We start from the raw sequence: 25,874 nt of genomic DNA, 5'->3' as shown, positions 1-25,874 counted from the left end.
TCCCTGACGATCAGGAACGGGAGCGCGGCGATGAGGCACCAGCACGCCGACCACGGGCACGGGCATGGCGGCGCCGTGGCCGAGGTCGCCCTCGACTTCTGCTACTGCGGCACGGAGCTGGCGGCCGTGGAGCGGATCGCGACCGGCCTGCCCGGCGTGCGGTCCGCGACCGCCGACCGCACCCGCGCGGTGCTGCACCTCGCCTACGACCCGTCGCGGACCAGCCCCGCCGCGCTGCGCGAGGCGCTGGACAATGGGGGGTACGGCTGCGACTGCGTGCAATGCCCCGCGTCCTGCTGCCAGCCCGGCCACCCCGCCGCAGGCTCACCCGACGAGACCGCCGCCCACACGCACCACCCCAGCCACACCGCCGCGGCTGAGCCCGCGCCCGCTCCCGCAGTCCACGGCATGCACGGCGAGCCCACCGCGCATGACGACTCCACCGCACATGACGAGCACGGCGCACATGACGAACACGCCGGGCACGGTGCCGGCATGGTCGCGTCGATGCTGCGCCGGTTCGTGATCAGCGCGGTGCTGACCGTGCCGATCGTGCTGTTCTCGCCGATCGGCGGCGCGCTCGGGCTGCCCTCGGAGCCGCCGTTCGGGCTGTCCATGGGCTGGTTCGGGCTGCTCCTGGCCACACCGGTGGTGTTCTGGGGCGGCTGGCCCTTCCTGTCCTCGGCCGCGCGTTCGCTGCGCCACGGCGAGGTCACCATGATGACGCTGATCGCCGTCGGCATCCTGGTGGCTTACCTGTACTCGCTGTTCTCCACGCTGCTCGGCGGGCACGAGGTGTTCTTCGAGGCCGCCGCGATGCTGACCACGCTCAGCCTGCTCGGGCACTGGCTGGAGATGCGCTCCCGGTTCGCCACCGGCCGGGCCGTCGAGGCCCTGCTGTCGCTCGCGCCGCCGACCGCGCTCGTACGCCGCGACGGTCACGAGACGGAGGTCCCGCTCGACCAGGTCGCCGCCGGGGACGTGCTCGTGGTCCGGCCCGGCGCGAAGGTGCCCGTCGACGGCACCGTCACCGAGGGCGGCTCGTACGTCGACGAGTCGATGATCACCGGCGAGCCGGTGCCGGTGGCCAAGGAGCCCGGCGACCCGGTCGTCGGCGGCACCATCAACACCACCGGCGCGTTCGCGTTCACGGCCACCGCCGTCGGCGCCGACACCGCGCTGGCCCGCATCGTCGCCATGGTGCAGAACGCCCAGGCGTCCAAGGCCCCGGCGCAGCGGCTGGCCGACACCGCCGGAAAGTACCTGGTCTACGTCGCGCTGGCCGCCGGTGCGCTCACCTTCGCGGCGTGGATGCTGTGGGGCGGGCACGGGGCCGCGTTCGCGGTCACCGCGGCGGTGTCGGCGATCGTCATCGCCTGCCCGGACGCGCTCGCGCTGGCCACCCCGACCGCGATCACCGTCGGGGTCGGGCAGGGCGCGCGGGGCGGCGTGCTGTTCAAGAACGCCACCGCCCTGGAGGCCACCGCCGGGATCGACACGGTCGTGTTCGACAAGACCGGCACCCTGACCGCGGGCCGGCCCGCCGTAACCGACCTGGTGGCCGCCGACGGCGCGTCGCAGGACCGGCTGCTCGGCCTGGCAGCCCGCGCCGATCAGCCGTCCCAGCACCCGCTGGCCGCCGCGATCGTGGCGGCGGCACGGGAGCGTGGCATCGAGGTCACGCCGCCGGACCGGTTCGACTCGATCCCGGGCCACGGGGTGAGCGCGGTCGTCGACGGCCGCCCGGTGCTCGTCGGCAACCTGCGCCTCATGCAGCGTGAACAGGTCGCCGTGGACGGGCTCGTGGACCGGGCGGCGGCGCTGGCCGCCGACGGCAGGACCGCGATGTACGTCGCCGAGGGCGGCACCGCGCTGGGTGTGGTCGCGGTGGCGGACCCGGTCCGTGAGTCCGCCGCCACCGCGATCAAGGCACTGCATGCGGCCGGTATCCGCACGGTGATGCTCACCGGCGACCAGCGCGGCACGGCCGAGGCGGTGGCCCGGCGGCTGGGCATCGACACGGTCATCGCCGAGGTGCTGCCCGAGGACAAGGCCGGGCACGTTGCCGCGCTGCAACGGGACGGGGCCCGGGTCGCGATGGTCGGCGACGGCGTCAACGACGCGCCCGCGCTGGCCGGGGCCGACATCGGCATCGCCATCGGCGCGGGCACCGACGTCGCCGTCGAGACCGCCGACGTGGTGCTCATCCGCGACGACCCGGCCGACGTGGGATACGCGCTGTCGATCGCGCGCGCCGTGCGGCGCAAGATCAAGCAGAACCTGTTCTGGGCCGCGATCTACAACGTGCTCGCGATCCCGGTCGCCGCGGGCGTGCTCTACCCGAGCCTGGGCGTGCTCCTCCAGCCGCAGTGGGCCGCGCTGCTGATGAGCGCCTCCACCATCATCGTCACCGCCAACGCCCTGCTGCTGCGCCGGCATACCCCCCGCCCGGCCCTCGCGCGAGGCACCGCGCCCTCGCGCGCCGCCTGACCCAAGATCGCTCAACTTGCCTGGCACATGGGCCAATGCGCGGCCAAGATACGCCCGAGTGCCAGGCAAGTCGAACGATCACCGGCGCGGGCGCGCCCGGGACCGGTTACGAAAGGCGTTCATTCGAGGGTTCTCGAGGGCTTAGCTGGGTGAACGGCATGGTCATCATCCAGCCCGTCACGATCGTTCCTTTGTGGGAACGTCGGCTGGGTCACGGGCAACTTCCCCGGTTTCGTCAGCGTGCGTCGAGGAAAAGCAGCCATCAGCGTCAGGCGGTGCGTGCCGGGCCGGTTGCGGCTGCGGCGCGGTGATGATCGAATGAGTCCAGCATCGCGTGCCGGTGGCGGACTGCGCCAGGCATGGAGGTGCGGTACCGGAAGGCACCCCCGTGGCGTCGCCCGACAGCGACCGCGCCGTCGCACTCAGCCAACAACTCAAGCAGGCACATCAGCAACTACGCCGCCAAGTCGAGACGCTCAAGGCAGATCTCGGCCGGCGCCGACTCGACGACGACGCGCTCGTCACCCACTGCCTGGCGTTCTGCGCCGCACTCACCACACACCACACCGGCGAGGACGAAGGCCTGTTCGCCGAGCTGCTGCGCGCACGTCCCGACCTCGCCAAGACGGTGGCCAACCTCGTCCAGGACCACGAGATGATCGGAACGATCCTGCTGCGGGTGAAGCAGCTCGCCGATGAGGCGGCCCGGTCACCGGCGTCTGGGCTCGACGCGGTGGGCCGCGAGCTCGACGGCCTCATGGCGATCATGGAGTCCCACTTCAACTATGAGGAACGTGCGATCAGCGCCGCCCTCGACGCTGGAGTGCGCGACACGGGGTGGTCGGGCACTGTGTTCAGATTCCGCGATCACGTCGGCTGAACCGCCTACCTTGCGTATGGTGCCGTCGACCTCGATGCGCAACTCGGTGTCGTCGACCTCCACGGCGACCGTCCGAGGCGCGGCGGCCAGCGGCCATGATCGCGACGAGTACACACAGGGCTGGCCCGGCGATGCCGCCCGCGCAAACGCCGCAATCGTTGGACAGCGGCGTTTAGAGTCGAGTGATGTCTGATGACCTTGGCCGAGTGCTCGCTCGGACGATCCTTCTGCCCCTGCTGTCGATCACTCTGCTGGCCGGGTGCAGCGATGGCAAGGGTACTGACGTGGACTGCGACCTTCAGCAATGCGCCGTGACCTTCCAGCGCGGCGTGAGTGCCTCGGCGAGCGTGTTCGGCATGGAGGTCGAACTGGTCGAGGTGAAGGACAGCATGGTGACCGTCACCATCGGCGGCAACGAGATCACCCTGCCGGTCTCCGGAGACGGCCAAGGCGTACACGTGCGCGAACTCACTGAGGAACAGGTGGTCGTCGTCTTCCCGCACAACATCGCCGGCTGAGACCGGCCGCCCCGGGCCCTGCCGTGCGGACAGGCACACCTACGGCGTGGGGCGACACCTGCCGTGGGGCTGGCGGTGACGGGTCGCGCCGCGGACCGTGCGGCGGCCTCAGGCGAGCGCTCGCCCGCCTTGCCGCCCAGCGCGGCGAGCCCGCCGCTGCTACCGTGACCGCCCACTGCCGCTCCTGTCGAACTCGAGCGCGGTATCGGCAGTCGCACCCCCGGCGTACGCCCCAAGCGCTGCGGCGACCGCAGCTGCCTCGATGTCGGTTCCCATCATCCCTGCTCGGCGGAGCTCGATGCGTCGTCGGGACGGTCAGCTGTTCGAGCGCGCACCAGCCGTATGCCGGTCGCGAGCAGCCACACGAGCCAGGCGGCGTAGCCGGGCATCCCCACGAAGAGGAGCTCTGAGCCGTCCGCGATCGCGAGGTTGGCCGCCCCGGCGGCGAGCAGCAGGCTTCCCCCGGCCACTGCGAGCAGACGTTGCCACGGCGGCGTCAGCCGGCTCGCATGCGCCGCCAGCGCGGCGCCGATGAGTGTGGTGCCGAGCGCCGGCAGCGCCAGCGCGAAGGCTGCTGCGTGCATCTGCCAGGCGAGCTCGAACTCGGGGCTCGGCTCGGCGACCTCGCCGGCGGACAGCACGACACCGTTCCACAGGACGGCGTAGAGCGCAAAGACTGCCGAGAGGGTCGCACCTGCGGCCACGGCGAGGCGCGACCAGTCTGCGCCCGCACGCCCGCGGCGCTCGACGAGCCCGTGGAGACCGGTCAGGAACCCGAGCAGCAGCGGCAGGTTCAGCGCCTCCAGGCCGACCGCGACCGCGACCGCGACCCGGTGCTCGGCGTGGAAGGCGAGCACCTCCTTGATCGGGTCCCCGTAGCCTGGCGCTCCGGCCCAGATCACCACCGCGTTCTGGATCGCCACCGACGCTGCCAGCGCGATCGCCGTCGTGCCCACGACCCGCTCTCGGAGCGCTCGGGTCGGGGTGGGCCCCGTCGTTGCCGGTCCCACGCTCACGGGCGCGTGCAGGGATTCCAGCGCGGTGGCGGGGTCATGCGGTGATCTCATCTCTCACTCCTTCGTTGCGATCGGATGATCGGTGCAACACCACGTCGTTCGTTGGCGCAGGAATGGTCGGAACCGGCATCGGAGTCTTCTTTGGCTGTCCGTTCCGGTGACGTGGAGAAGATTGCTGGAGCGGCCGGTTACACCGCTATGAGCCAAGGTCGATGGTGGCGGGCCGAAGGTCTACACCGAAGGATCGACTTTGGTCGGACGCCGTGGGGCCCGACCCGGCCGTACCCTTCGATCATGATGGTCCCGGCGCCCCCGCAGGATCGGAGCCCGCTACCGGCGGGCGTGACCAGCGATGCCGACCACGATCCGGTACGCCCGGCCGGGCGCACGATCCGCGGCCGAGTGGTCGACGCCGCGTGTTTCCTGCTGGCCGTCGGCCTCATGGTGCTCGCCCTGGGCGACGGCCTCGCGCGGCACATCGCGCCGGTCCCGCTCACTGTCGACCTCGTCCTCGGCGGCCTGTGCAGTCTGGGGGTGTGGCTGCGCAGGCGCTGGCCGGTCGGCCTGGCCGTGGTCGCCGGTGTGGTCGGCGTCTACGCGACGTCGGCGGCGGGCGCGGCGCTCATCGCGCTGTTCACCGTCGCGGTGCACCGGCGCTTCGCGGTGGTCGCCCCGATCGTGGCCGGGTACGCGCTCGTCCCGTTCCTGACGCTGCTGGTTCGGCCCGACGTCCCAGCCGGGTCCCCGTCGGAGATCGTGCTGGGCGTCGTCTTCGCGGCCGCGGTACTCGCCTGGGGCATGTTTGTACGGGCCCGACGCCAGTCGCTGCGGGAGCGGGCTCGGCGGGTCGAGGCCGAACAGGAACTGCGCGTCGCCGAAGCCCGCCAGGGCGAACGCAACCGGATCGCCCGGGAGATGCACGACGTGCTCGCCCACCGCCTGTCACTGCTGAGCCTGCACGCCGGGGCGCTGGAGCTGCGCCCCGACGCCGCGCCCGAGGAGGTCGCCCGTGCCGCCGGGGTGGTCCGCGACAGCGCCTACCAGGCGCTGGAGGACCTTCGGGAGGTGATCGGCGTCCTGCGCACCGGTGCCGGCCTGTCCGACGAGACGCCGGAACGGCCGCTGCCCACCCTGGCCGACCTCCCTGACCTGGTCGACCAATCGCGGCGCGCCGGGATGCGGGTACGGCTCGACTGGCAGACCGGCGCGCTCTCCGCCGTACCGGCTGGTGTGGGGCGCAGCGCGTACCGGATCGTGCAGGAAGGGCTGACCAACGCCCGCAAGCACGCCCCCGACGGCGAGGTGGCCGTCACCGTCCGGGCAGCCCCGGGCGACGGCGTAACCGTCGAGATCCGCAACCCGTATCCGGCCGAGACCAGCCCTGCCGGCATCCCCGGCGCCGGCAGCGGCCTCATCGGGCTCACCGAACGGGCCGCCCTCGCCGGCGGACGCCTCGAACACGGCCCCACCCCCGCCGGTGACTTCCGGCTCAGGGCCTGGCTACCGTGGCCTAGCCTCTGATCGCGGCCGGAACCGGCCTCCGGCCCAGGTGAGCACGGACAAGGAGCCCAACGTGGACGCACCGGTGCGGGTCCTCATCGTCGACGACGACCCGCTCGTGCGGGCCGGCCTCACCATGGTCTTCGGCGGCTCGCCGGACATCGCCGTGGTGGGCGAGGCCGGTGACGGCAGCGAAGTAGCCGCCGCCGTCGACGCATACGCCCCGGACGTGGTGCTGATGGACATCCGCATGCCCACCCTCGACGGCCTCGCCGCCACCGAACGGCTCCGCGCCCGACCCGACCCACCCGAGGTCATCGTCCTGACCACCTTCGACGCCGACGAGTACGTCCTGCGCGCCCTGCGCGCCGGGGCCAGCGGCTTCCTGCTCAAACACACGCCACCCGCCGAGATCCTGCGCGCCGTCGCGCGGGTCGCAGCCGGCGAACCCATCCTGTCGCCGACCGTCACCCGGCGGCTCATCGCCCACCTCAGCAGCACCGGCGCCGCCGCCCGGCAACACCACGCCACCACCGCGCTGCATCAGCTCAGCGAACGCGAACGCGAGGTCGCCGTCGCCGTCGGGCGGGGCAAGTCCAACGCCGAGATCGCGGGCGAGCTGTTCATGAGCGTGGCCACCGTGAAAGCCCACATTTCCCGCATACTCACCAAACTCGATCTCAACAACCGTACCCAGGTCGCCCTACTCGCCCACGACGCCGGCCTCACCGGCTGACACCGGAAACCTTCTGGCCCGCGCCCGCACCCGGCATGGGTAGGCGAGCCGACCAGTTGGCCGGCGAGCCAGTCGGTCGGGGGCCGCAACCAGTGACCGGTGGGAAAGCGATGCGTTCACGGGCTCTCGATGGGCGCCCTGGTCCGCCGGTATGCTGCCGACGTGGACTTGGCAGGCCCGCTGGCGCGCTGGTGCGACGAGACCTGCGGGATCTGCCCGGCGCAGCTGCTGGGGCCGGGCGGCTTCGACGTGGTCGCCCGGCCTGCGACTGAACTGGCCTTCAACCCGGGGCTCGGGTGGCGGGCCGCCCCTGACGGAACGCCGGTATGCGTCCACCCTTTCCGAGTCGGGCTGCCGCCTGGGGCCTACGCGTCGGCGCAGCAGCCGTTGCCGAATCTGACTCACCTCGGGTTGATCCCGCCGCCACCGGTGGAGGCGCTGGAGCTGCCCGAGAGCCTGGACGACCTGAGCGCCTGGATGGTGGCGCATCTGCGTACGGCCGGGCCGGCGCAGATGTTCTCCGTGGTGGCCCGGCTTGAGCGGGTGGCCGCAGAACGGTTCGCCCCTGACGTGGTCGTCGCCGTCCTGCGCCGGGTGCTGTCGGTGGAGATGGCTCGCGCCTGACAGCGAGTCGGTGTACCGGGATGCGGCTCAGACTAGGTCTCGCCAGAAGTCGACGGTCGCCCGCGGCTCCCGCGGATCCTCGTCGCAATCGCGGTCGAACTCACGATCGATGTAGTCGGCCAGGTTGAAGCCGTAGTAAATGATGTCGGTCTGCCACATCGACAGCACAGGGTGACCGGACTCGCCCCGCCCGGCGGGGAGGTAGCGGTGCCCGTAAACAGGCACCATCGGCGGCACCTGGGCGAGCATTCGCGCTGCGGTCGCGAGGGCCTCGGCCATGTCCTGCGGGCGAGCGTCCCAGCTTTCGTACCAGAAGCTGTTGTGCTCGACGTCGTATAGAACACCCTCGATGGGCCAGTTCAGCGCCGCGCGCACCTGGTCGCGGTCGGCGCGACGCCAGTCCGGCCAAGGCTCAGCATGCGCGTAGTAGACCCCGGGCTCTCGCGGCTCGGGCCGGGTGTTCACCGGGAGGCCCGCCGCCAGGAAGGCTCTGTGGTCGTCGGCGAACTGGAACCCGAACTCGTGTTCGATCTCGTCGAACTCCGCGCAGGTCAGGCCCGGGTCGATCGCGCACACCGATCGCAGTCGCAGGCGACGCATGGCCTCCTGACCGAGCCGCTCGCTGTCGTCTTTGACCTGGTCAACCGTCGCTGTCACGAGGCGGGACTCTACCTCGCTCCTTATGCCGGCTCGATCCGGTTTCGCGCGCGGCGGCGCGACCGTGTGACTCCGTGATCGTGCGGAACATGCCCACGGTGCCCTGACTGTCTTCTAGCCGACGTGCGTGCCCGACGGGTCAGTCAGCCTCCCCAGCCAACGGCCCTCCACCAGTGTGTACGCCAGCTCGGCAGGCATACACCCATGTGCAGAGGTTGAAACTCTAGACCTCTGTGGCGGGCTCGCTGGGGCCTGGCACGAAATGACGTATCAGGTCGGGGAACTGGTGCGGCTGCTCCTGGACGAGCGCCTGGAACACGGGCTGCCTGGCCATCTCCACCGCGACGGCGGTCCAGTCGGAACTCGGGTCGTCTGGAAACCGCGCGCCTACCCGCAGGGCATAGTCGACGGCACCGGCCATCAGATCGGCCACGGTGAGCACACGTGCCAGGTCGTCGCCCGTCAGGTCCAGTGGTTTGCGCTGGAAGACATATGGCCGCAGCTCCGGCCTCTGGAAGATCAGCGCCAGCCCGTTGTCGTAGCGCTCGCTGGCGTGGTTGAGCGCTTCGTACCTGCTGAAGAGGTTGGCGAGGTCAACCTGCTGGCGCAGCCGCTTGGTCTGTTGGGAGGCGAAGTAGAGAGTGATCGCGATGGCGACCAGGCCGATTATCTGCGCCACATCGCTCACCATGGGCTACCCGCTTCATTCATGACGCTCGCTGCCGATTGGTGACGTCATGGTAGGGGCGGCCGGCAAACCAGCCGGTCAAGGCGCGAACAGCGAAGCCTGATCGTGAGTCAGGCCTCGTCGATGGTGATGTCGAGCGCCCCGGCCAGCGTGTATGCCAGCCCCGCGAGGTCGTGCGCGCCGACGGTCGCGCCGCGCAGGCTCGTCACGCTGCCGATGCCGCCCAGCTCGCAGCGGGTGAACCGTGCACCGTTGCAGTCGGCCTGCGCGAACTGCGCGCCCGACAGGTCGCACCCGGTGAACGACGCCCCGCGCAGGTCGGCGTTGGTGAAGTCGGCCCGGGTGAGGTTGCACTCGGTGAAGGCCACGTTCTTGAACGAGCTGAACCGGAACGTCGCCAGGTCCATCCGGCACTCCCGGAACGCCACGTCGCGCAGCGACCCGTCGAGCCATTGCAGCCCGGTCAGCCGCGCCAGCGACACCTCCACCCGCAGCAGCCCGGACTTGACGGCCTTGAGGTTCGCCCAGTCGGACGTCTCGACCAGGCAGTCGGTAAACGCCGCCCGTTCCAGCACCGTCCCGGCCAGCCCGGTGCGGGTGAACCGGCACTGCTCGAACTCGACCGAGTCCCCGGCCTGGCCCGACAGGTCGAGGTCGAGGAACGCCAGCTTCCGGAACGTCGCCTCGTCCTCGATGTCGTGGTCGGGCTGCTGGGCGGTCTCCATGGCCGAGGGCGGCTGCGGCTTGGCGGGCAGCCGGGTCGCGCGGGCGGAGTCCCTGCCGTGGGCTGATCGGGTCGACACAGCTCCCGAACCTATCGCAGCGACAGGCTTCCCGATCTGATGACGCCCTGCATCCTCCTCAGGTGAGGATGTCGATGGCTGTCTTCTCGGCCTGCGCCCACAGCTTCGCGTCGGCGAACGCGGCGCCTGCGGGCTGCTCGGCGGCCGTGTCCAGGCCCTTGAGGGAGGGGAGGCCACCGGCGCCGTAGGCGTCGACCAGGCGTGGGTCGACGTAGGAGGCCCGTGCCACCGCTGGGGTGTTGCCCAGCAGGTCGGCGGCTTCGCGCATGGCGGCGGTGACGGCCTTGCGGCGGGCGGTCACGGTGCGGCAGCGTCCCGCCGCGCACAGGCTGACCAGGGCGGCGACCGTGCCGTGCCAGGTGCGGAAGTCCTTGGCGGTGATCTCGGCGCCGGAGATCTCGCGCAGGTAGTCGTTGACGTCGCTGCTGCGCACGTCGCGCCACTCACGGCCTTCGCGGTACGCGAGCAGCTCCTCGCCGGGATCGTCGCGGCGGAGCAGGTTGCGGATGACGGCGGCGACCGCAGCGTCCTCGACGGTGATCATCGCCTCTATGCCTCCCTTGGCGGGGAAGCTCATCATGATCTCGTCGCCGCGGACCTTGACGTGGTCGCGGCGGATGGTGGCCAGCCCGAACGTGGCCTCGCCGAGGTCGGGGTCGTCGACTGCGTACTGCTCGCCGCCGACCCGGACGGCGGTGCGGTCCAGCAGCCGGACCGCCGCGGCGAGCACCCGTGGCCGGGTGAGCCCGCGGCCGGAGAGGTCCTTGGTGACGGTTTCGCGCAGCCGGGGGAGTGCGGCGGCCAGGTCTGCGAGGTGGGCGAATTTGCGGCGGTCGCGCTGGGCGCGCCACTGGTCGTGGTAGCGGTACTGCCGGCGCCCGGCGGCATCGACGCCGATCGCCTGGATGTGGCCGCGTTCGTCGGGGCTGATCCACACCTCGGACCAGGCGGGTGGCACCGCGAGCGCCCGGATCCTTTCCAGGGTGTCCGGGTCGGTCACGGGCTTGCCCTGGAATGAATAGGAGAATCCCCGGCCCCGTCGCCGGCGGCTGATGCCCGCCCGGGAGAGGTCGCTTCGCCGCAGCCGCATGGCACACGCTTACCCGGCTGTTGGCACGTTCACGCCGGTTCCTCGGCGGGAGGCCCTTTTGCCGTGTTTATCCTATTATGTGGCTTCCTGTCGCCTACGCATCAACCCGGAGATCCGGGGTAATCCGGGTATCAGGAGGTGTCAGGTGAGCGTACGAAAGAGCTGGCTGCACGACAACGCGCTGGCGGTGTCGATGTTCGGCGCCTTCGCGGTCTTCGTGGTCCTGCAGAGCGTGTTCGGCTGGCAGGTCCGCAACGAGGAGCTGGCCGACTACGGCGTTGCCGCCGACACGTACTGGCACTACCTGCGTACCGGCCACTTCGCCGAGGCCCTGTTCGAGAACTGGGAGTCGGAGTTCCTTCAGATGGGCGCGTACGTCCTGCTGACGGCGTATCTGGTGCAGCGGGGGTCGGCGGAGTCCAAGAAGCCGGACCAGAAGGACCGTCCGGAGGACGAGCCGGAGAAGGCAACGGAGGACTCGCCGAAGCCGTCGCGGCAGCACGGCCTGTCGCAGGTGCTCTACCGCAACAGCCTGGCGATCGTGCTGCTGCTGTTCTTCCTGCTGTCGTTCGTGAGCCACCTGCTGGGCGGGACCGCCGACTTCAACGAGCAGGCGGCGCTGAAGGGCCAGCCGTCGGTGAGCGCCCTGGAGTTCCTCGGCACGTCGGACTTCTGGTTCCAGTCCATGCAGAACTGGCAGAGCGAGTTCCTGGCGGTCGGTGCGCTGATCGTGCTCAGCATCTTCCTGCGCCAGCACGGCTCGCCGGAGTCCAAGCCGGTCACCGCCCCGCACGGGCAGACCGGCGAGTAGCTCAGGCGGGCACCGGGCCGGTCGACTCGCGTACGACCAGTTCGGTGGCCAGCTCGATGTGCAGTGCTTCCAGCTGGTGCTGGTCGAGCAGGCGGACCAGCAGGCCGACGGCGATGCGGCCCATCTCCTGCAGCGGCTGGCGCACCGTGGTCAGCCTCGGGGTGGTGGCGCTGGCCAGGTCGATGTCGTCGAAGCCGGTGACCGACAGGTCGGCGGGCACGCGCAGGCCGCGTTCGGTGGCGGCGGCCAGCGCGCCGACGGCTGCCTTGTCGTTGAAGCAGACCAGGGCGGTGGGCCGGTCGGGCAGGTCGAGCAGTTCGGCGGCGGCGCGGTGGCCCAGCTCGGCGGTCGGCTCGGCGGAGCGCACGAGCGCCGGGTCGGCCAGTACGCCCACGTCGGCCAGCGCGGAGGTGTGCCCGGCCAGGCGGGCCTGGCCGGCGAGCCAGTTGTGCGGGCCGCCGACCACGCCGATCCGGCGGTGGCCCAGGGCGGTCAGGTGGGCGGTTACGGCGCGGGCGCCGCCGAAGTGCGCGGCGGACACGGCCGGGATGTCGCGGGGCGGGGGAGTGCGCGGGTCGACGACGACGAACGGGAAGCCGTCGCGGCGCAGGTGTTCCAGCTCCTCGCTGGGCTCGGGCGGCAGGATCAGCACGGCGCCGCCGATGTCGGTGCGGGAGCCGAGGGTGGGCAGCACGTTCTCGTTCTGTGCGACCTGTCCGGCGTCGAGCAGCAGGTGGCGCCCGTGCAGCAGGAGCGTCTCGGCGATGGAGGAAACGATCAGCCCGAAGTAGTCGGTGAGCTGGTACGGGCAGCGCACGTAGACGACCTGGCGGGCCGGGGGGCGGCCGTCGGGTTCGGCGCGTACGGCCGCGCGCAGCCGCTGGGCGGTGCGCTGGACGAGGTCGCGGGTGTCGGCGGCGACGCTCGGGTGGGCGTTGAGGGCGCGCGAGACGGTGGCGATGGACAGGCCGGTGGCCGCGGCGATGTCGCGGACGCTCCCCTTACGCGTGGCGGGTCTGGTCATCTGTTCCATGCCGTTTCATGGCGTCAGCATATCGGCCCGCCGGGCGCTGCTCCAGGGGCGAACCGGATCTCCTCTACATCGATTTACGCGGCCTGGTGCGGTCGCTGCTGTTCCACTCCGTTACAAGGCTGGCATGCCCCTGACCGGCTACATCAGACCTGGCATGCATCGACCTATTGACATGATGCCGGCCCGGTGGTTCGCTGCGAAGCGCAGATGTTTCACAAGTGTTACAAGATGTTACATGGCTTGAGGTGGGCAAATGAGAAGACCAGCGACAGGAGCCGTCGCCGCCGCGGTGACGGCGGCGCTCGCGCTCGGCGGCGCCGTGGCCGCCACCGCCGCGCCGTCGGCGGACCGCCGGGCACAGCCGCAGGCGAGAGTGTGGGTGACCACGGTGGACCGGTCGGAGCTGCTGCACGAGCGCGCTCCGGTCACCTTCCGGGAGGGCACCTCGGCCGAGCCGACGATCGTGGTGGATCCGCGCCGGTCCTATCAGAGCATGGACGGGTTCGGGGCGTCGCTCACCGACTCCTCCGCCGAGGTGCTGTACCGGCTCAGCCCCGCCGACCGCGACGAGGTGATGCGGTCGCTGTTCGACCCGGCACGCGGCATCGGCGTCAGCTTCCTGCGCCAGCCGATCGGCTCGTCGGACTTCACCGCCGCCGACGAGCACTACACCTACGACGACGTGCCCGCCGGGCAGACCGACTTCGGGCTGCGCTCGTTCAGCATCGCCCACGACGAGGCACGGATCCTGCCACTGCTGCGCCAGGCCCGCCGCCTCAACCCGAAGCTGACCATCATGGCCACGCCGTGGAGCATGCCCGCCTGGATGAAGACCGGCGGCACGCTGGCCGGCGGGCGGCTGGCCGACGACCCGGCCGTCTACCGGGCGTACGCGCGCTACCTGGTGCGCTTCGTGCAGGCGTACGCCGCGGCCGGTGTCCCGATCGACTACCTGTCGGTGCAGAACGAGCCGCAGAACCGCGCCCCGTCCGGCTACCCCGGCACCGACCTGCCGGTCCGCCAGCAGGCCAGGGTGATCGAGGCGCTCGGCCCGCTGCTGCGCGCCGCCAGCCCCCGCACCAAGATCCTCGGCTACGACCACAACTGGGCCACCCACCCCGGCGACATCGCCTCGACCCCGCCCGGCGAGGACCCGGAGACGGACTACCCGTACCAGCTGCTGTCCGGCCCGGCCGCGCGCTGGATCGCCGGGACCGCGTTCCACTGCTACTACGGCGACCCGTCCGCGCAGACCGCGCTGCACGACGCGTACCCCGACAAGGGCATCTGGTTCACCGAGTGCTCCGGCTCGCACGGCCCGGACGACCCGCCCGCGAAGTTCTTCCGGGAGACCCTGGTCTGGCACGCCCGTACCCTGGCCATCGGCACCACCCGCAACTGGGCCAAGTCCGTGGTCAACTGGAACCTCGCGCTCGACGCCACCGGCGGCCCGCACCTGGGCGGCTGCGACACCTGCACCGGCCTGGTCACCGTCGGCGCGGACGGCACCGCCACCACCAACGCCGAGTACTACACGATCGGTCACCTGTCGAAGTTCGTCCGCCCCGGCGCGGTCCGCATCGCCAGCACCTCGTTCGGCACCGTCGGCTGGAACGGCCAGCTCACGGACGTGGCCTTCCGCAACCCCGACGGCTCCACCGCGCTGGTCGTGCACAACGAGAACGACGACCCGCGCTCCTTCGCCGTCGCGGTCGGCGACCGGATCATCGACTACACCCTGCCCGGCGGCGCCCTGGCCACCTTCACCTGGCCCGCCCACCCGGCCCTGCGCAGCGACCTGCGCGAGATCCCGCTGACCGGCGCGACCGTCGTCGCCGACCCGGCGGGGGAGAACCCGGCCGCGGCCGTCGACGCCGACGCCTCCACCCGCTGGAGCAGCGGCCAGGCCCAGGCCCCCGGCCAGTATCTCCAGGTCGACCTGGGCGCGACCCGCACCTTCCGCCGCGTCGCCATCGACAGCGGCGGCAACCTCGGCGACTACCCCCGCGGCTGGCAGCTGTCCGCCAGCGACGACGGCACCACCTGGCGCACCCTGGCCACCGGCACCGGCGTCGCCCAGCTCACCAACGTGGACCTGCCCCGCACCACCGCCCGCCACCTGCGCATCACCAGCACCGCCGCAGCCGGCAACTGGTGGTCCATCGCCGACCTCCGCCTCTACACCTGACCCACCCGACAACGGCGGGGCCGGACGCCCCCGGCCCCGCCCCCCACGCAAGGAAGGGCACCTTCTTAACGGAATACGTAGAGGAAGGGCACCTTCTTAACCCCGAGCCTGCGGCCGCGTGCGCGGCGGTGACCCCGCCCCGGCCGTGACGCGCCACACCCTGCCCGTGCACCTGATCCGCGCCGCGGCCCAGGCGATGGCTGCTGCCCGCGTACCACCCGCATTGCTCGGCTCACAGGCTTCGGCCCGGCGGCGCTGCCGGGCCGATCGCGGAAGGACACCGACCTTCCGCCGCTCCCCGTCCCGATTCGAAGGAGCACACCATGCACCACCGGCACACCCTCCCCAGGCACCGCCGCCGTGCGGCGCTGGCGGCGGCGGTCACGCTGCTCGCCACGGCCGCCGCGTTCGCCGGTCCGGCCACGACCGCGTCCGCGGCGACCGGGCCGACCGTCTCGGCCTGGATCACCACCCCTGACCGGGCCCAGCTGCTGGCCCCGGCCGCGAGCCAGGTGTTCGACACCGCCGGGCCCCGTCCCGGCCAGATGATCACCATCGAGCCGTCGCAGGTCCTGCAGACCATGGACGGGTTCGGCGCGTCGATCACCGACTCGTCGGCCGCGCTGCTCTACCGGCTGCCCGCCGCGCAGCGCGACCAGGTGATGACGTCGCTGTTCGACCCGGTCAACGGCATCGGCCTGAGCATGCTGCGCCAGCCCATCGGCAGCTCGGACTTCACCGACGAGGCGCACTACACGTTCGACGACCTGCCCAGCGGCCAGACCGACCTGCCGATGGCGCGGTTCAGCATCGCCCACGACGAGGCGCAGATCCTGCCGCTGCTGCGGCGTGCGCTGCAGCTCAATCCCAGCCTGAAGATCATGGCGTCGCCGTGGGGCCAGCCCGCCTGGATGAAGGCCAACAACTCCCTCGTCGGCGGCAGGCTCAAGAACGACCACGCGATCTTCCGGGCGTACGCGCTCTACCTGGTCAGGTTCGTGCAGGCGTACCAGGCGGCGGGGGTGCCGATCTACGCCCTCACCGTGCAGAACGAACCGCAGAACCGCACCCCCGACGGCTACCCCGGCACCGACATGCCCGTCGCCCACCAGGCCGCCGTCATCAACGAACTCGGCCCGCTGCTCCGCGACGCGGGCCTGGGCCACGTGAAGATCATCTCGTACGACCACAACTGGGCGCAGCACCCCGACGACGCCGCCGACGCCGCGCAGCTGGGCGTGCCCGCCGAGCCGAACTACCCGTACGACGTCCTGCGCACCTCCGCCGCCCAGTGGATCGCGGGCACCGCCTACCACTGCTACTACGGCGACGCCAGCGCCCAGACCGCGCTGCACGACGCGTTCCCGAACAAGGACATCTGGTTCAGCGAGTGCTCCGGCTGGCACGGGGTCAACGACTCCCCGGCGCAGGTCTTCGCCGACACGTTCAAGTGGCACGCCCGCTACCTCGCCGTCGGCGTGATCCGTAACTGGTCGAAGTCGCTGATCAACTGGAACCTGGCCCTGGACAGCCGGGGCGGCCCGGTCAACGGCGGCTGCGGCAACAACCCGGCCGGCATGTGCTCCGGCGTGCTCACCATCGAGGGCAGCACCGTCACCCGCAACGCCGAGTACTACACGCTCGGCCACCTCGCCCGCTTCGTGAAGACCGGCGCGGTGCGCGTCGGCTCCAACAACGCCGGCGACCTGCACAACGTCGCATTCCGCAACCCCGACGGCTCGTACGCGCTGCTGGTGGCCAACGTCGGCGGCGGCTCGCAGACCTTCGGCGTCTCGTTCAACGCGATGACCGTCGGCTACACCGTGCCGCCCGGCGCGGTCGCCACACTGACCTGGCCGGGCACCGGTGGTGACACGACTGCGCCGACCGCGCCCGGCGCCCTGTCGGCCAGTGGCACCACGTCCTCGTCCACGAACCTGAGCTGGACCGCGTCCACCGACAACGTCGGCGTCACCGGCTATCTGGTGTTCCGCAACGGGGTCCAGGTGGGCACGGCCACGGGCACCGGTTACACCGATACCGGCCTGGCCGCGTCGACCCCGTACACCTACACCGTCCGGGCACGGGACGCCGCGGGCAACCAGTCCCCGGCCTCGGCGTCACTGACCGTCACCACCTCGTCCTCCGGCGGCGGGGGTGGCGGCATCAACCAGGGCGCCTGGTATCAGGTGATCAACACCAACAGCGGCAAGTGCCTGGACGACGCCGACTGGAGCACCGGCAACGGCGCTCGCCTGCAGCAGTGGACCTGCGCGTCACCTCCCGCGGCCAACCAGCAGTGGCAGTTCCGGGCGACCAGCGGCGGCTACTACCAGGTCGTCAACCGGCACGCGACCAGCCTGGTCTGGGACGTCAACGGCGGCCCCGGGGCCACCGGCGACGGCGCGCAGGTGCACCTGTGGTCGTACGTCGGCGGCACCAACCAGCAGTGGCAGCCGGTCGCGCTCGGCGGCGGCCTCTACCGGTTCGTCGCCCGCAACAGCGGCAGGTGCCTCGACGTGCGCGACGTGTCCACCGCCGACGGCGCCTGGCTGCAGCAGTGGACCTGCACCGGCGGCCCGGCGCAGTCGTTCCGCCTCGTCGTGCAGCCCTGACCCCGAACGCGGGGCCCGGTGCCGCCCGCCGTGGCGCACCGGGTCCCTGCCCGCCTCCGGCGTGTACACGGGCAAATCGGTCTGTTTCCCCTAGAGTCGTACCTCGGCCTGTCGGCCGCTCGGCATCCCGGGGAGTCCTCCAATGAGCATGGCATTGCCGCACATCCGCGTCCTGGCCCGGCGCCTGCTGTGGGCGCTGCTGGCGCTGCACCTGCTCAGCCTCGCCAGCAACTACCTGTTCCACGGCCTCGGCTACGGGCGCAAGGTGCATACCGCCATCTGGTTCGCCACGTTCTTCAACGTGGACGAGCAGCAGAACCTGCCCGCCTGGTTCTCCGCGGGAGTGCTGCTGCTGACCGGCTGGCTGCTGTGGGAGGTCGGCACCGCGGCCAAGGCCGCCGGCGAGCTGCGGTACGTGCGCCACTGGCGGGTGCTCGGCGCCGCGTTCGCCCTGCTGTCGCTGGACGACATGACCGACGCGCACCGGATCCTGCGCGTCGGGGCGCTCGCCGCGCTCGGCAACGCCTCGTCCTGGCTGGTGATCGCCGCGCCGCTCGCCGTGATCTTCGCGCTGGCGTACATCCGATTCGCGCAGCACCTGCCGTCCCGCACCCGGTGGCTGATGGGCGGCGCGGCGGCCGGGTACGTCGTCGGGGTGACCCTGGTCGAGGTCGTCGGCGTGCTGACCGGCCGCAACCTGCTCGCGCACCTGCCCGGCCAGGACCTCACCGGCGCGGCGTACCTGCGCTTCCTGATCGCGGCGTCGTTGGAGGAGCTGATCCAGGGCGTCGCGGTCATCGTGTTCCTGTACGCGGTCGGCACCTGCCTGCACCGCTACCAGGACGTCACCGCTTTCGCGGCGCCGCCGCCCCCGCAGCCGGGGGAGCGCGGCCGGCGCCGCTCCGTGGTGACCGCGTTCCGCGGCCCGCGCCCCCACGGAGGCTGAGCCGAGCGGATGCCGATCGTGGCCTATGCCAGCGCGGCCCGGATCTGGCCGATGCCGTCCTGACCGCGTGCCCACACAGCGAGCTGGCGGGTACGCGGCACGTCGCTCGAGTAGCTCAACACCTCGTGTATGGCAACGTTCTCGCCCAGGAGCCAGCGAGCACACGGTCCCGACGCCTCAGCCACCTCGGTGAGCCCGTCGAGCTGCGCTGCCAGGTGGTCGACGAGCGCCATCCGGTCGGATCCGGCGGCGTACTCATGCCAGGGCTGCCAGGACGCCACCTGGTCCAGGACGGCATGGCTTTCGATGAGGTGATACACCGACGTCGCGATCTCCAGGAACAGCCCACCGTGGGTCACCCCGACCCGGCCGTCGGTGTGTACCGCATAAGCCACCGGTGAGGAGACGCGCTCGCCGATGAAGTCGAAGTGCCAGCCCCGCACGTCGCGCCGCATCCAGCCGCCCAGGTCGAAGTCCCAAAGGCGTTGGAACTCGCGATCCATGCCGGGCAGAGCCACGCTTCGGCGCACTGCGTATTGAAGCCCACCGAAGCGGGCCGCGAACGCCTCCCGGCGGATCACCAGCTTCATGGGAGCCGGGATCAAGCGACCCGTCCGGTCGCGTACGCGAAGAAAGTCTGTCGCCAGGCGCGCGGCCGATTCGGGTTTACGCCATCCGGTGCGCGCAAGGAGGTCCCGAGCTCGCTCCGACAACCCCGTCGGATCGTCGACGATGTGCACACATGCTTCCCGCACTGGCTCGAAGTCGGGTGCATCGTATGCCATCAGGGCGGCGCTCCCAAGCTGTCGCGGATCACGACTGCTCCGGTCAGCTGCGCGCCGCAGGCCGTGCTGCGGGCGCAGGCAGACAGGTGGTCGATCGCGAGCAGGTCATGGTTCGTGCGGCTTTTCGGGCCCCAGCTGAGCGCGGCTATCTTGCTGGCGTGACCCTTGACGATCGGCCTCAGCCGCTGGGCTCCTGCTGGAACTACTGGTTCTGCGTTGCCGGTGGTGACCAGGCAGGCATCATGGCGGCGCTCGGGCTGACAGACCCGCAACCGACGACATACGCGCTTGCCCGGGAGGAGATGGACCGCGCCAGTCACGGCAGCGACACCGGGTTGGTGTGCGTAACCGGCGAGATCAACGGGTGGACCGCCGTGGTCGGACCCTGGTGTGATCCCACCGACAAGGAGCGCCACGAAGAGGTGCGGACGCTCGTCGAGGTGCTTAGCGCGCAGTACGGCGAGGCCCATGCCTTTTACTTCGGTGCGCAGCGCGACGGATCTGCCTGGCTCGTCGCTCGTGATGGCCGCACGATTCGCCGTTACAGCGATCTCTCTTCGGAGATGGCGCTGGGAGACCCGCTTCCGGTCGAGCAGCGCTATCTTGATCAGTTTGATATTCCGGGTCGGCCGGAAGACCACCTGGACGACGAGGACATGTCTGACGACATGTTCGAGTTCTGGCATGCGTGCACGGCGCAGAGGGTCGCGCAGACGATCAGCCTCGATGTGGTGTGGCACATGCCAACAGATGCCGTCGTATGTGGCCAACTCGTGCTGGCACGAGTTCCAGAGAGGGCTCGTGGGGCACAACGGGGGCACAACGGCGTGTGAAACGCCGACGATGTCCGGCTGCTTCTGCGAAGCAGGGCTACCGCCTGGGACCAGGCCACAGGTATTGGCGCAGGCGCGGACAGCTACGTGGTCCGGTCTGGCTTCGGCCTCTGGCGGCAACCTGTGCCGCCAAGCGCGCTGGGCGTTGTCCTACCTGCGTCAAGGCAGCCCTATACCGCTCCACCCGTGGTGAGGCCGGCCGGGATCAACTCGGCGGAGACGGCGAGGTCCGCGTCGGCCTTCGCGATGAACGCGTCGACCAGATCAGCGCATCCGTGCTGCCGGGCCCAGGCGCGCAGCGCGTCGAGGAAGCCGATCAGGTCCTGCCGGACGCCGGCCAGCAGGGCAGATAGGGCGGACCGTGGGACGTCGACGTGGGTGCCGGGGCGGCGGTCGTCGCCGTTCTGCCATAACCGCAGCTGGGTTTCGTGGAACTCCATCTCGGGATCGGGGCTGTGGCCCATCCACGGCGCCACCCCAGCCGGTGCTTGCTGCCATTCGCGCCAGTCCGCCAGGCCGCAGCAGCAGCTCGGGGCGATCGTCACGCCCGACTTCGAGTCGTGGACCAGTACGCCGCCGCTGATGTCGATCATTTCCTCGGCCAGCAGTGCCTCCATGATCCAGGCCGGATCCGGGCCCGTCAGGACCCCGTACCGGTCGGCCAGGAGTGCCAGGAACAGGCCGACCTCGTCATCCGTGCAGGCGGCATGCAGCACCAGCCAGGACAGCGGATCACGCTGGGCGAAGTGCCACAGGGGCACGGCGTTCAGTCGCATGACCTCGACGGCGGGGCGCATGGTGATCACCGGGCTATTGAAGGCGGCGGGAGCGATGCTCGCAAGCTGCTTCGGCCTCGCCTTTAGCGGACCATGTGCACGTCCCTGATCAACTAACTCCGAGTTCGCACGAGGGAGGGCTTTACTCGTCTCGCTCATCCAAGACGCGCTCCCACTCGCCGATCAGGCCGATCTCAAGCGATTCGTTCATGCGACCTTGTTCGACCGTGCCGATCGATTCTCCTGCGAAATCAACAACAAGCGACACATGATGCTCGCTGGAGATCCGACAGATCTCCCCGAGAAGTTCCCTAACCTCGCTCAAGTGGGCGCGGTCGATCGTGCGATCCAACCCCTCGCCCCACGGCGGCCGCGCTGTATAGATCGACAGCGCGAGCCCCAGCGAGCGAGCATCGCGAACATCTGATTCGTCGAAAAGTTCAGGCGGTCCAAGGACCCATTGCCGCCGACTGGCCAGCTGCTCAGACGACACTCGCATCGAGTTGGCGACTGAGGCGGGCGCCGTTCCTTCAACTTTGGCAACTAGACGGTCGATCGGGTGATCATCTCGCATGAAGGCCTCCAGTAACACGAACATTCGCCTCGGAACGTCGGGCGGCCATCGGATTGTTACAACCGTGAGGTGCGGCGGTGGCTCACCGCGATGGCGACGAGCACGTACAGGGCTGGCAGGACGGCCAACGCTGCGAGTGCGGCCGGGGTGTCCAAGCTGGCGCAGAGAACGACGCCGGCCCAGCAGGCAGGCAGCACGAACGCTGAAGGTGTGGGCAGCTTCAGGAGGAGTGCTGCAAGCGGCCCGGCCAGACCCAGCGTGACAGGCATCAGCAGGATCATCACCGCGATTCCGGAGAAGGAGAAGCCATCGCATGAGCTGTCGGCGTCGCATGGATACGGGGCGTCGCGGTGTGAGAGGGCCAGGCCGTAGCCGACGAGCACCGTCGTCCCCAGTGCCAGCAGACCTGCGAGTAGGCCGCGTCCGGCGGCGGACAGCACATACCGGGGTACGCGGCCCGTGGGGCGGGGCTGTAGCTCGTCGCCGATCATGGTCCGGGATTATGCGCGCTGGTCAGATCGGCCGCCACCTTGGGGCACAAGTGGGGCACACAGCACCGCGAAACCTCGACAACTCATGCGGATGATCGCGAGTCGCTGACTGGCTGCCGCTGCTGGCAAGCCGACCTGCGCATTGTTCGCGGGCAGCCGTTGCCTGTTCCGCTATACAGTGCGCCAGCACACTGACCGCGGGCCGGAGGGGATTCGAACCCCCGGTGGGGACTGGCACGCCAGCTTCCCCCACGCACCTGCCCTAGCCCCCGCGCGTGCACGGCATCGGCTGGGCGGCGCTGCAATAACCCGGCTCTGCCACCGGCCCGCGTGGACTATGCCAGTTCAACGCCCGGCTCGCGACACCAATCGTCAGCGAAAGTTAGCGAGGCATCTGATCGACGGCGACGACGCCCGGTTCGGAAGCGTGCGTTACCAATAGTCCACATGGCGCCGGTGACATCAAGCCCACGCCCGCAGCAGCCATTACAAGCGTCGTCATCAGCTGGAACTCAGCAGATGATCAGAAGCGCACCGCCGCCTCAGTAGTCTGGTGGCATCTCCGTGCGGGCTGACGACGGACGACCTGCACCGGGCTGTGTTCGTCGATCGGGACGTGAGGCTGCATGACTGCCAAGATCGCATATCGTCAGGTCGTGGACTCCTTGTCCTCGACGCTCGAGGACATGGGGTTTTCAGCCGATGGCCAGGTGTTTCGAATGACGTCAGATCATGGCGACCACCTGATAGTGGAACTCCAGAGATCCTCGGCCTCAAGTGGCGACTGCGTCGCGTTCTACGTCAACCTCGCTCTCGTCGTCGCACCCAAGTGGAGCTGGGACAAGGCCAGGCTGGGCTTGCCAGAAGACGCTGGGCCGGGGGCGGCCCATGGGACCTGGCGGGGCAGGCTGGCGCAGAGTCGTCGGGGCGGCGGCTGGCGCTGGAAGATCATGGATGAAGAGTCGGCCACGGTGGTGCTCTCAGAGATCGTTGCCGACCTCCGTGAAGAACTACCGCCGCTGATCCGGCTCATGGACCGCGACAACCTGCGGCAGGCGGCGATCGATCGGCATGGCGTTCTCGGCCCGAGTTCGTTCTGGAAGATCGCGGCGTGGTTGAAGGCCGAGGACGGTGCGACTGCAGAGCTCGAACGCTTCCTCAAGGATCTAGGCCAGCACCCCGGCTCACCGGTGTATGACGCGGTGTGGAGTCACGCGCTCGACCTCTCAGCACATCGTCGTAGTGGCCACGACGATCAATCGGGTCAAACGCAGACTCGCCCCACCTGAGAAAGCACAGCCGTGCGATGCCGTGCCCGGAACTGGCTCCAAGCACTGCCATCAGTAGCAACTTGGCAGGTCACTAGAAGTGCACCTGCTGTATTAAGGATCAAGGCGGTGCTGAAGCGCCGCACCGTGGCTGCGTGCCCTCCCCGCGTATGCCTTCGGCCCGCGCGGGGAGGGCAAGCGGCCCGCACCGGCGCCACAGGCCGCAGATCTCTAGCAACATCCGGGAACCCTCACCAGAGCCATCCAGGACGCTTCCCGACTCCTCCAGCGCGACACCGCTAGACCACTAGGCCGCGGGCTGCACGCCGACTGGGGCGCCAGCGTCAGCGCTAGACCTAGCGGCCCCAGACGCTCGACCTAGCGCTCCTTCGCCTAGGCAGTGTCTCGAAGTCGCGGCGTGTTGGTGATCGTTAAACGGCGAGGTCTCCGGTAAGGGTTCTACGACCAAGAAGAACCTGAATACCGGAGACCTCGTGCCCACGATAGCGGTGACGAGGCGGTTCGACCTGACCGACGCACAGTGGGCGGTACTGCAGCCCCTTCTCCCTGCGAACATTCGACCAGGTCGACCGTCGGCATGGACCAGGCGGCAACTCATCGACGGCATACGCTGGCGGGTACGGGTAGGCGCGCCCTGGCGTGACGTCCCGGCCTGTTACGGGTCCTGGCAGGCGGCGTACGCACTGTTCCGCCGGTGGCAGCGCGCAGGCGTCTGGCAGCACATCGTCACTGCGCTGCAGGCCCGCGCCGACGCAGCCGGGCTCATCACCTGGGACGTCAGCATCGACTCGACCAGCGCCCGCGCGCACCAGCACGCCGCCGGCGCCCGCAGACGAGCCGACCAACAGATCGAACCACCCGGCCCCGAGCCTGCAGATCACGCGCTGGGCCGCTCCCGGGGCGGGCTGACGACGAAGATCCACCTGGCATGTGAGCAGGGTCAGAAGCCGCTGTCGATCGTGTTGACCGCCGGACACCGCGGCGACAGCCCGCAGTTCGCCGCGGTGCTTGCCGGCATTCGCGTGCCCCGTCTCGGCCCGGGTCGGCCTCGGGTCCGGCCCGATCTGGTCCTCGCCGACCGGGCATACACCTCACGCGCCAACCGGGCGCTGCTACGAAACCGCGGGATCAAGGCCTGCATCCCGAGCAAGGTCGACCAGGACGCCCACCGACGCGCCAAGGGATCCCAAGGCGGTCGCCCACCGGCGTTCGACCCTGTCGTCTACCGGCAGCGCCACGCCGTCGAGTGCGGCATCAACCGGCTCAAACGCAACCGGGCCGTGGCCACGCGGTTCGACAAGCTCGCCGTCCGCTACCTGGCCACGATCCACATCACCGCCATCAACGAGTGGCTACACGCACTTCGGCACACTGTCTAGCTGCCGGCAAGGCGGGCGTTGATCGCCATGATCGCTTCATCCCGCGCAGAGGCGTCCTGCGACCACACCGGCGTGGCCCGACTCGAAGTAACCATCAGAACCACTGCGCTGCCGCGCTTCAGGGCGATGCGCAGCCGTGGCGGCTTGTCGGCATGGACGGCGACACTCTCGATGTCCGCCAGTGCAAACCGCCGGATGCGTCCCAGTCCGATCAATGGCGTGAACGTGAGGTCCTGCTCGGTCAGCGCCAGTGTGCCGCCCAGCATCGCGAGCCGCCCAGCAAAGGACGTACCCGACGAGAAGGGCAGGCTCGCAACCCACTCATTGTCACTGTTAGTCAAGGTCGGATCCTCGCGCGTTCGGCGACATGTTGATCACTATTGTGCATCTTCGGACCCACATCCCGCGCCCCGAGAAGGAGCGGTCGTTCAAGATTGAAGCCGCAGCTAACGAAGCCGCTACCTGGCAACAACCCCAATTACCGCCATCAGCGAATGGCTACACGAACTTCGAGACACCGCCTAGTTGACGGTGCCTCGTCGTCGCGAGCCCAGGCGAAAGGCATCGGAGTCCCGTCATCAATGAGCCAGGGGCGGGCATACCGCGCGTGGCAGACAGTGCACCGCGACTCCATCCCCAACGTGGGGTTCGTCAAGATGCTGTACGCGTCAGACTTGACCGCTGCCATCGGATAGCCGTTCGCGGTGGCCTCGATCTCCTACCACGGTGTTGCGCATGAGCAGGGCTCGTTACGGGCGAACGGCGTGCCGTCGGGGTGAGTGTTGGTGTCCTTGAGGAGCCGCCCCATCGTTCGCCGCAGCTTGTACAACCGCCACCACCTCAGCATGGCCCGTCCTCTCGTGCGCTTCTGTTGGCCTGGGAGATCATGCAGTAGGCAGTGCGGCATGACAAGGCAGTTGACCAGGCGAGCAGGTTCGATAGCGCCTCCGGCGGGGCCGCCCCGGCCCCGGGATGGAGGGGATGCGTGGGCGTCTTGCGGTTGGGTGGGTGGTTGGGGTGGGGCCATCCCGCCCACCGCCGGCCCAGGCGGATGCCTACGCGCGGAACCTGGCCCCGCCGGCAAGGCCAAGCCGCTACGCGGTCGCCTACGGCGAGCCTTGCCGGCGGGGCCAGAACCAGCGTTTTCGCGGG

At 70.0% G+C, this 25,874-nt stretch carries 24 protein-coding genes and 1 tRNA gene; 13 read left to right on the top strand and 12 right to left on the bottom strand.

From position 1 onward, the window contains the following. Positions 1-30 precede the first annotated feature (30 nt). From Cba03nite_RS38005 to Cba03nite_RS37995, 3 genes are all read left to right on the top strand, one after another. A complete protein-coding gene (locus tag Cba03nite_RS38005; RefSeq protein WP_203757162.1) occupies positions 31-2,490 on the top strand; it encodes a heavy metal translocating P-type ATPase in 2,460 nt (819 codons plus the stop codon). 388 nt (positions 2,491-2,878) lie between these two features. Further along, positions 2,879-3,370, top strand: a complete 492-nt coding sequence (locus Cba03nite_RS38000; protein WP_203757161.1) for a hemerythrin domain-containing protein — start codon at positions 2,879-2,881, stop codon at positions 3,368-3,370. Positions 3,371-3,555: 185 nt separating this feature from the next. Further along, complete coding sequence (locus Cba03nite_RS37995) at positions 3,556-3,888, top strand: hypothetical protein (protein ID WP_203757160.1); 333 nt, start codon at positions 3,556-3,558, stop codon at positions 3,886-3,888. Positions 3,889-4,163: 275 nt separating this feature from the next. On the opposite strand, the gene Cba03nite_RS37990 is transcribed toward Cba03nite_RS37995, so the two are convergent. Further along, the gene (locus Cba03nite_RS37990; protein WP_239126324.1) at positions 4,164-4,844 is read right to left on the bottom strand and encodes a hypothetical protein; all 681 of its coding nucleotides are present in this window, start codon (positions 4,842-4,844) and stop codon (positions 4,164-4,166) included. A 354-nt stretch (positions 4,845-5,198) separates the two neighbouring features. Here Cba03nite_RS37990 and Cba03nite_RS37985 point away from each other — a divergent pair, with 354 nt between their 5' ends. From Cba03nite_RS37985 to Cba03nite_RS37975, 3 genes are all read left to right on the top strand, one after another. Then, positions 5,199-6,425, top strand: a complete 1,227-nt coding sequence (locus Cba03nite_RS37985; protein WP_239126323.1) for a sensor histidine kinase — start codon at positions 5,199-5,201, stop codon at positions 6,423-6,425. A 115-nt stretch (positions 6,426-6,540) separates the two neighbouring features. Next, positions 6,541-7,140 (top strand): response regulator, encoded by a 600-nt coding sequence (locus Cba03nite_RS37980; RefSeq protein WP_239126327.1) that lies wholly within the window; start codon positions 6,541-6,543, stop codon positions 7,138-7,140. Positions 7,141-7,302: 162 nt separating this feature from the next. Continuing rightward, positions 7,303-7,764 carry a hypothetical protein gene (locus Cba03nite_RS37975; protein ID WP_203757156.1) on the top strand — a complete coding sequence of 154 codons (462 nt, stop codon included), beginning with the start codon at positions 7,303-7,305 and terminating at the stop codon, positions 7,762-7,764. A gap of 27 nt (positions 7,765-7,791) precedes the next feature. Here the strand turns inward: Cba03nite_RS37975 and Cba03nite_RS37970 are convergent, their stop codons facing one another. From Cba03nite_RS37970 to Cba03nite_RS37955, 4 genes are all read right to left on the bottom strand, one after another. After that, positions 7,792-8,364 (bottom strand): hypothetical protein, encoded by a 573-nt coding sequence (locus Cba03nite_RS37970; protein WP_203757187.1) that lies wholly within the window; start codon positions 8,362-8,364, stop codon positions 7,792-7,794. Positions 8,365-8,644: 280 nt separating this feature from the next. Further along, complete coding sequence (locus Cba03nite_RS37965; protein ID WP_203757154.1) at positions 8,645-9,112, bottom strand: hypothetical protein; 468 nt, start codon at positions 9,110-9,112, stop codon at positions 8,645-8,647. Between the two features lie 107 nt (positions 9,113-9,219). Continuing rightward, positions 9,220-9,912, bottom strand: coding sequence for a pentapeptide repeat-containing protein (locus Cba03nite_RS37960; RefSeq protein ID WP_203757152.1), 693 nt, complete (start codon positions 9,910-9,912; stop codon positions 9,220-9,222). Between the two features lie 58 nt (positions 9,913-9,970). Then, entirely contained in the window at positions 9,971-11,002 is a 1,032-nt protein-coding gene (locus tag Cba03nite_RS37955) for a DNA topoisomerase IB (RefSeq protein WP_346114575.1), read from the bottom strand. A gap of 145 nt (positions 11,003-11,147) precedes the next feature. Between Cba03nite_RS37955 and Cba03nite_RS37950 the strand changes: the two genes are divergently transcribed. Beyond that, entirely contained in the window at positions 11,148-11,813 is a 666-nt protein-coding gene (locus Cba03nite_RS37950) for a DUF6766 family protein (RefSeq protein ID WP_239126321.1), read from the top strand. 1 nt (position 11,814) lies between these two features. On the opposite strand, the gene Cba03nite_RS37945 is transcribed toward Cba03nite_RS37950, so the two are convergent. After that, positions 11,815-12,837, bottom strand: coding sequence for a LacI family DNA-binding transcriptional regulator (locus Cba03nite_RS37945; protein WP_203757147.1), 1,023 nt, complete (start codon positions 12,835-12,837; stop codon positions 11,815-11,817). 262 nt (positions 12,838-13,099) lie between these two features. Between Cba03nite_RS37945 and Cba03nite_RS37940 the strand changes: the two genes are divergently transcribed. The 3 genes from Cba03nite_RS37940 (at position 13,100) to Cba03nite_RS37930 (ending at position 18,595) form a co-directional block, all read left to right on the top strand. Beyond that, a complete protein-coding gene (locus tag Cba03nite_RS37940) occupies positions 13,100-15,034 on the top strand; it encodes a discoidin domain-containing protein (RefSeq protein ID WP_203757145.1) in 1,935 nt (644 codons plus the stop codon). A gap of 323 nt (positions 15,035-15,357) precedes the next feature. Continuing rightward, complete coding sequence (locus tag Cba03nite_RS37935; protein WP_203757143.1) at positions 15,358-17,649, top strand: RICIN domain-containing protein; 2,292 nt, start codon at positions 15,358-15,360, stop codon at positions 17,647-17,649. Positions 17,650-17,791: 142 nt separating this feature from the next. Further along, positions 17,792-18,595: a DUF8692 domain-containing protein gene (locus Cba03nite_RS37930; RefSeq protein WP_203757142.1), complete on the top strand. Its 804-nt coding sequence runs from the start codon at positions 17,792-17,794 to the stop codon at positions 18,593-18,595. Positions 18,596-18,618: 23 nt separating this feature from the next. On the opposite strand, the gene Cba03nite_RS37925 is transcribed toward Cba03nite_RS37930, so the two are convergent. Beyond that, entirely contained in the window at positions 18,619-19,335 is a 717-nt protein-coding gene (locus Cba03nite_RS37925; protein WP_203757140.1) for a hypothetical protein, read from the bottom strand. A gap of 203 nt (positions 19,336-19,538) precedes the next feature. Here Cba03nite_RS37925 and Cba03nite_RS37920 point away from each other — a divergent pair, with 203 nt between their 5' ends. Beyond that, entirely contained in the window at positions 19,539-20,213 is a 675-nt protein-coding gene (locus Cba03nite_RS37920) for a hypothetical protein (RefSeq protein WP_203757138.1), read from the top strand. A 170-nt stretch (positions 20,214-20,383) separates the two neighbouring features. Here Cba03nite_RS37920 and Cba03nite_RS37915 read toward each other — a convergent pair whose 3' ends face one another. The 4 genes from Cba03nite_RS37915 to Cba03nite_RS37900 form a co-directional block, all read right to left on the bottom strand. Continuing rightward, a complete protein-coding gene (locus Cba03nite_RS37915) occupies positions 20,384-21,019 on the bottom strand; it encodes a hypothetical protein (protein ID WP_203757136.1) in 636 nt (211 codons plus the stop codon). A 112-nt stretch (positions 21,020-21,131) separates the two neighbouring features. Beyond that, positions 21,132-21,563, bottom strand: coding sequence for a hypothetical protein (locus tag Cba03nite_RS37910; RefSeq protein ID WP_203757134.1), 432 nt, complete (start codon positions 21,561-21,563; stop codon positions 21,132-21,134). Between the two features lie 56 nt (positions 21,564-21,619). Next, a complete protein-coding gene (locus tag Cba03nite_RS37905) occupies positions 21,620-22,054 on the bottom strand; it encodes a hypothetical protein (RefSeq protein ID WP_203757133.1) in 435 nt (144 codons plus the stop codon). 198 nt (positions 22,055-22,252) lie between these two features. Continuing rightward, positions 22,253-22,382, bottom strand: a tRNA-OTHER gene (locus tag Cba03nite_RS37900). A gap of 298 nt (positions 22,383-22,680) precedes the next feature. On the opposite strand from Cba03nite_RS37900, the gene Cba03nite_RS37895 reads away from it, so the two are divergent. Together Cba03nite_RS37895 and Cba03nite_RS37890 are read left to right on the top strand one after the other, a co-directional pair. After that, positions 22,681-23,343, top strand: a complete 663-nt coding sequence (locus Cba03nite_RS37895) for a DUF4304 domain-containing protein (RefSeq protein ID WP_203757132.1) — start codon at positions 22,681-22,683, stop codon at positions 23,341-23,343. A 473-nt stretch (positions 23,344-23,816) separates the two neighbouring features. Continuing rightward, the gene (locus tag Cba03nite_RS37890; RefSeq protein WP_203757131.1) at positions 23,817-24,722 is read left to right on the top strand and encodes an IS5 family transposase; all 906 of its coding nucleotides are present in this window, start codon (positions 23,817-23,819) and stop codon (positions 24,720-24,722) included. Here Cba03nite_RS37890 and Cba03nite_RS37885 read toward each other — a convergent pair. Continuing rightward, positions 24,719-25,063: a hypothetical protein gene (locus tag Cba03nite_RS37885; protein WP_203757130.1), complete on the bottom strand. Its 345-nt coding sequence runs from the start codon at positions 25,061-25,063 to the stop codon at positions 24,719-24,721. The two genes, Cba03nite_RS37890 and Cba03nite_RS37885, sit on opposite strands and share 4 nt — an antisense overlap. Positions 25,064-25,874 lie beyond the last annotated feature (811 nt).

Origin of the sequence: Catellatospora bangladeshensis, assembly GCF_016862575.1 — a bacterium.
In the GTDB taxonomy this organism is placed as follows: Bacteria; Actinomycetota; Actinomycetes; order Mycobacteriales; family Micromonosporaceae; genus Catellatospora; species Catellatospora bangladeshensis.
Note: the sequence above shows the minus strand (reverse complement) of the source record. Positions and strands in the feature narration are given on the sequence as shown.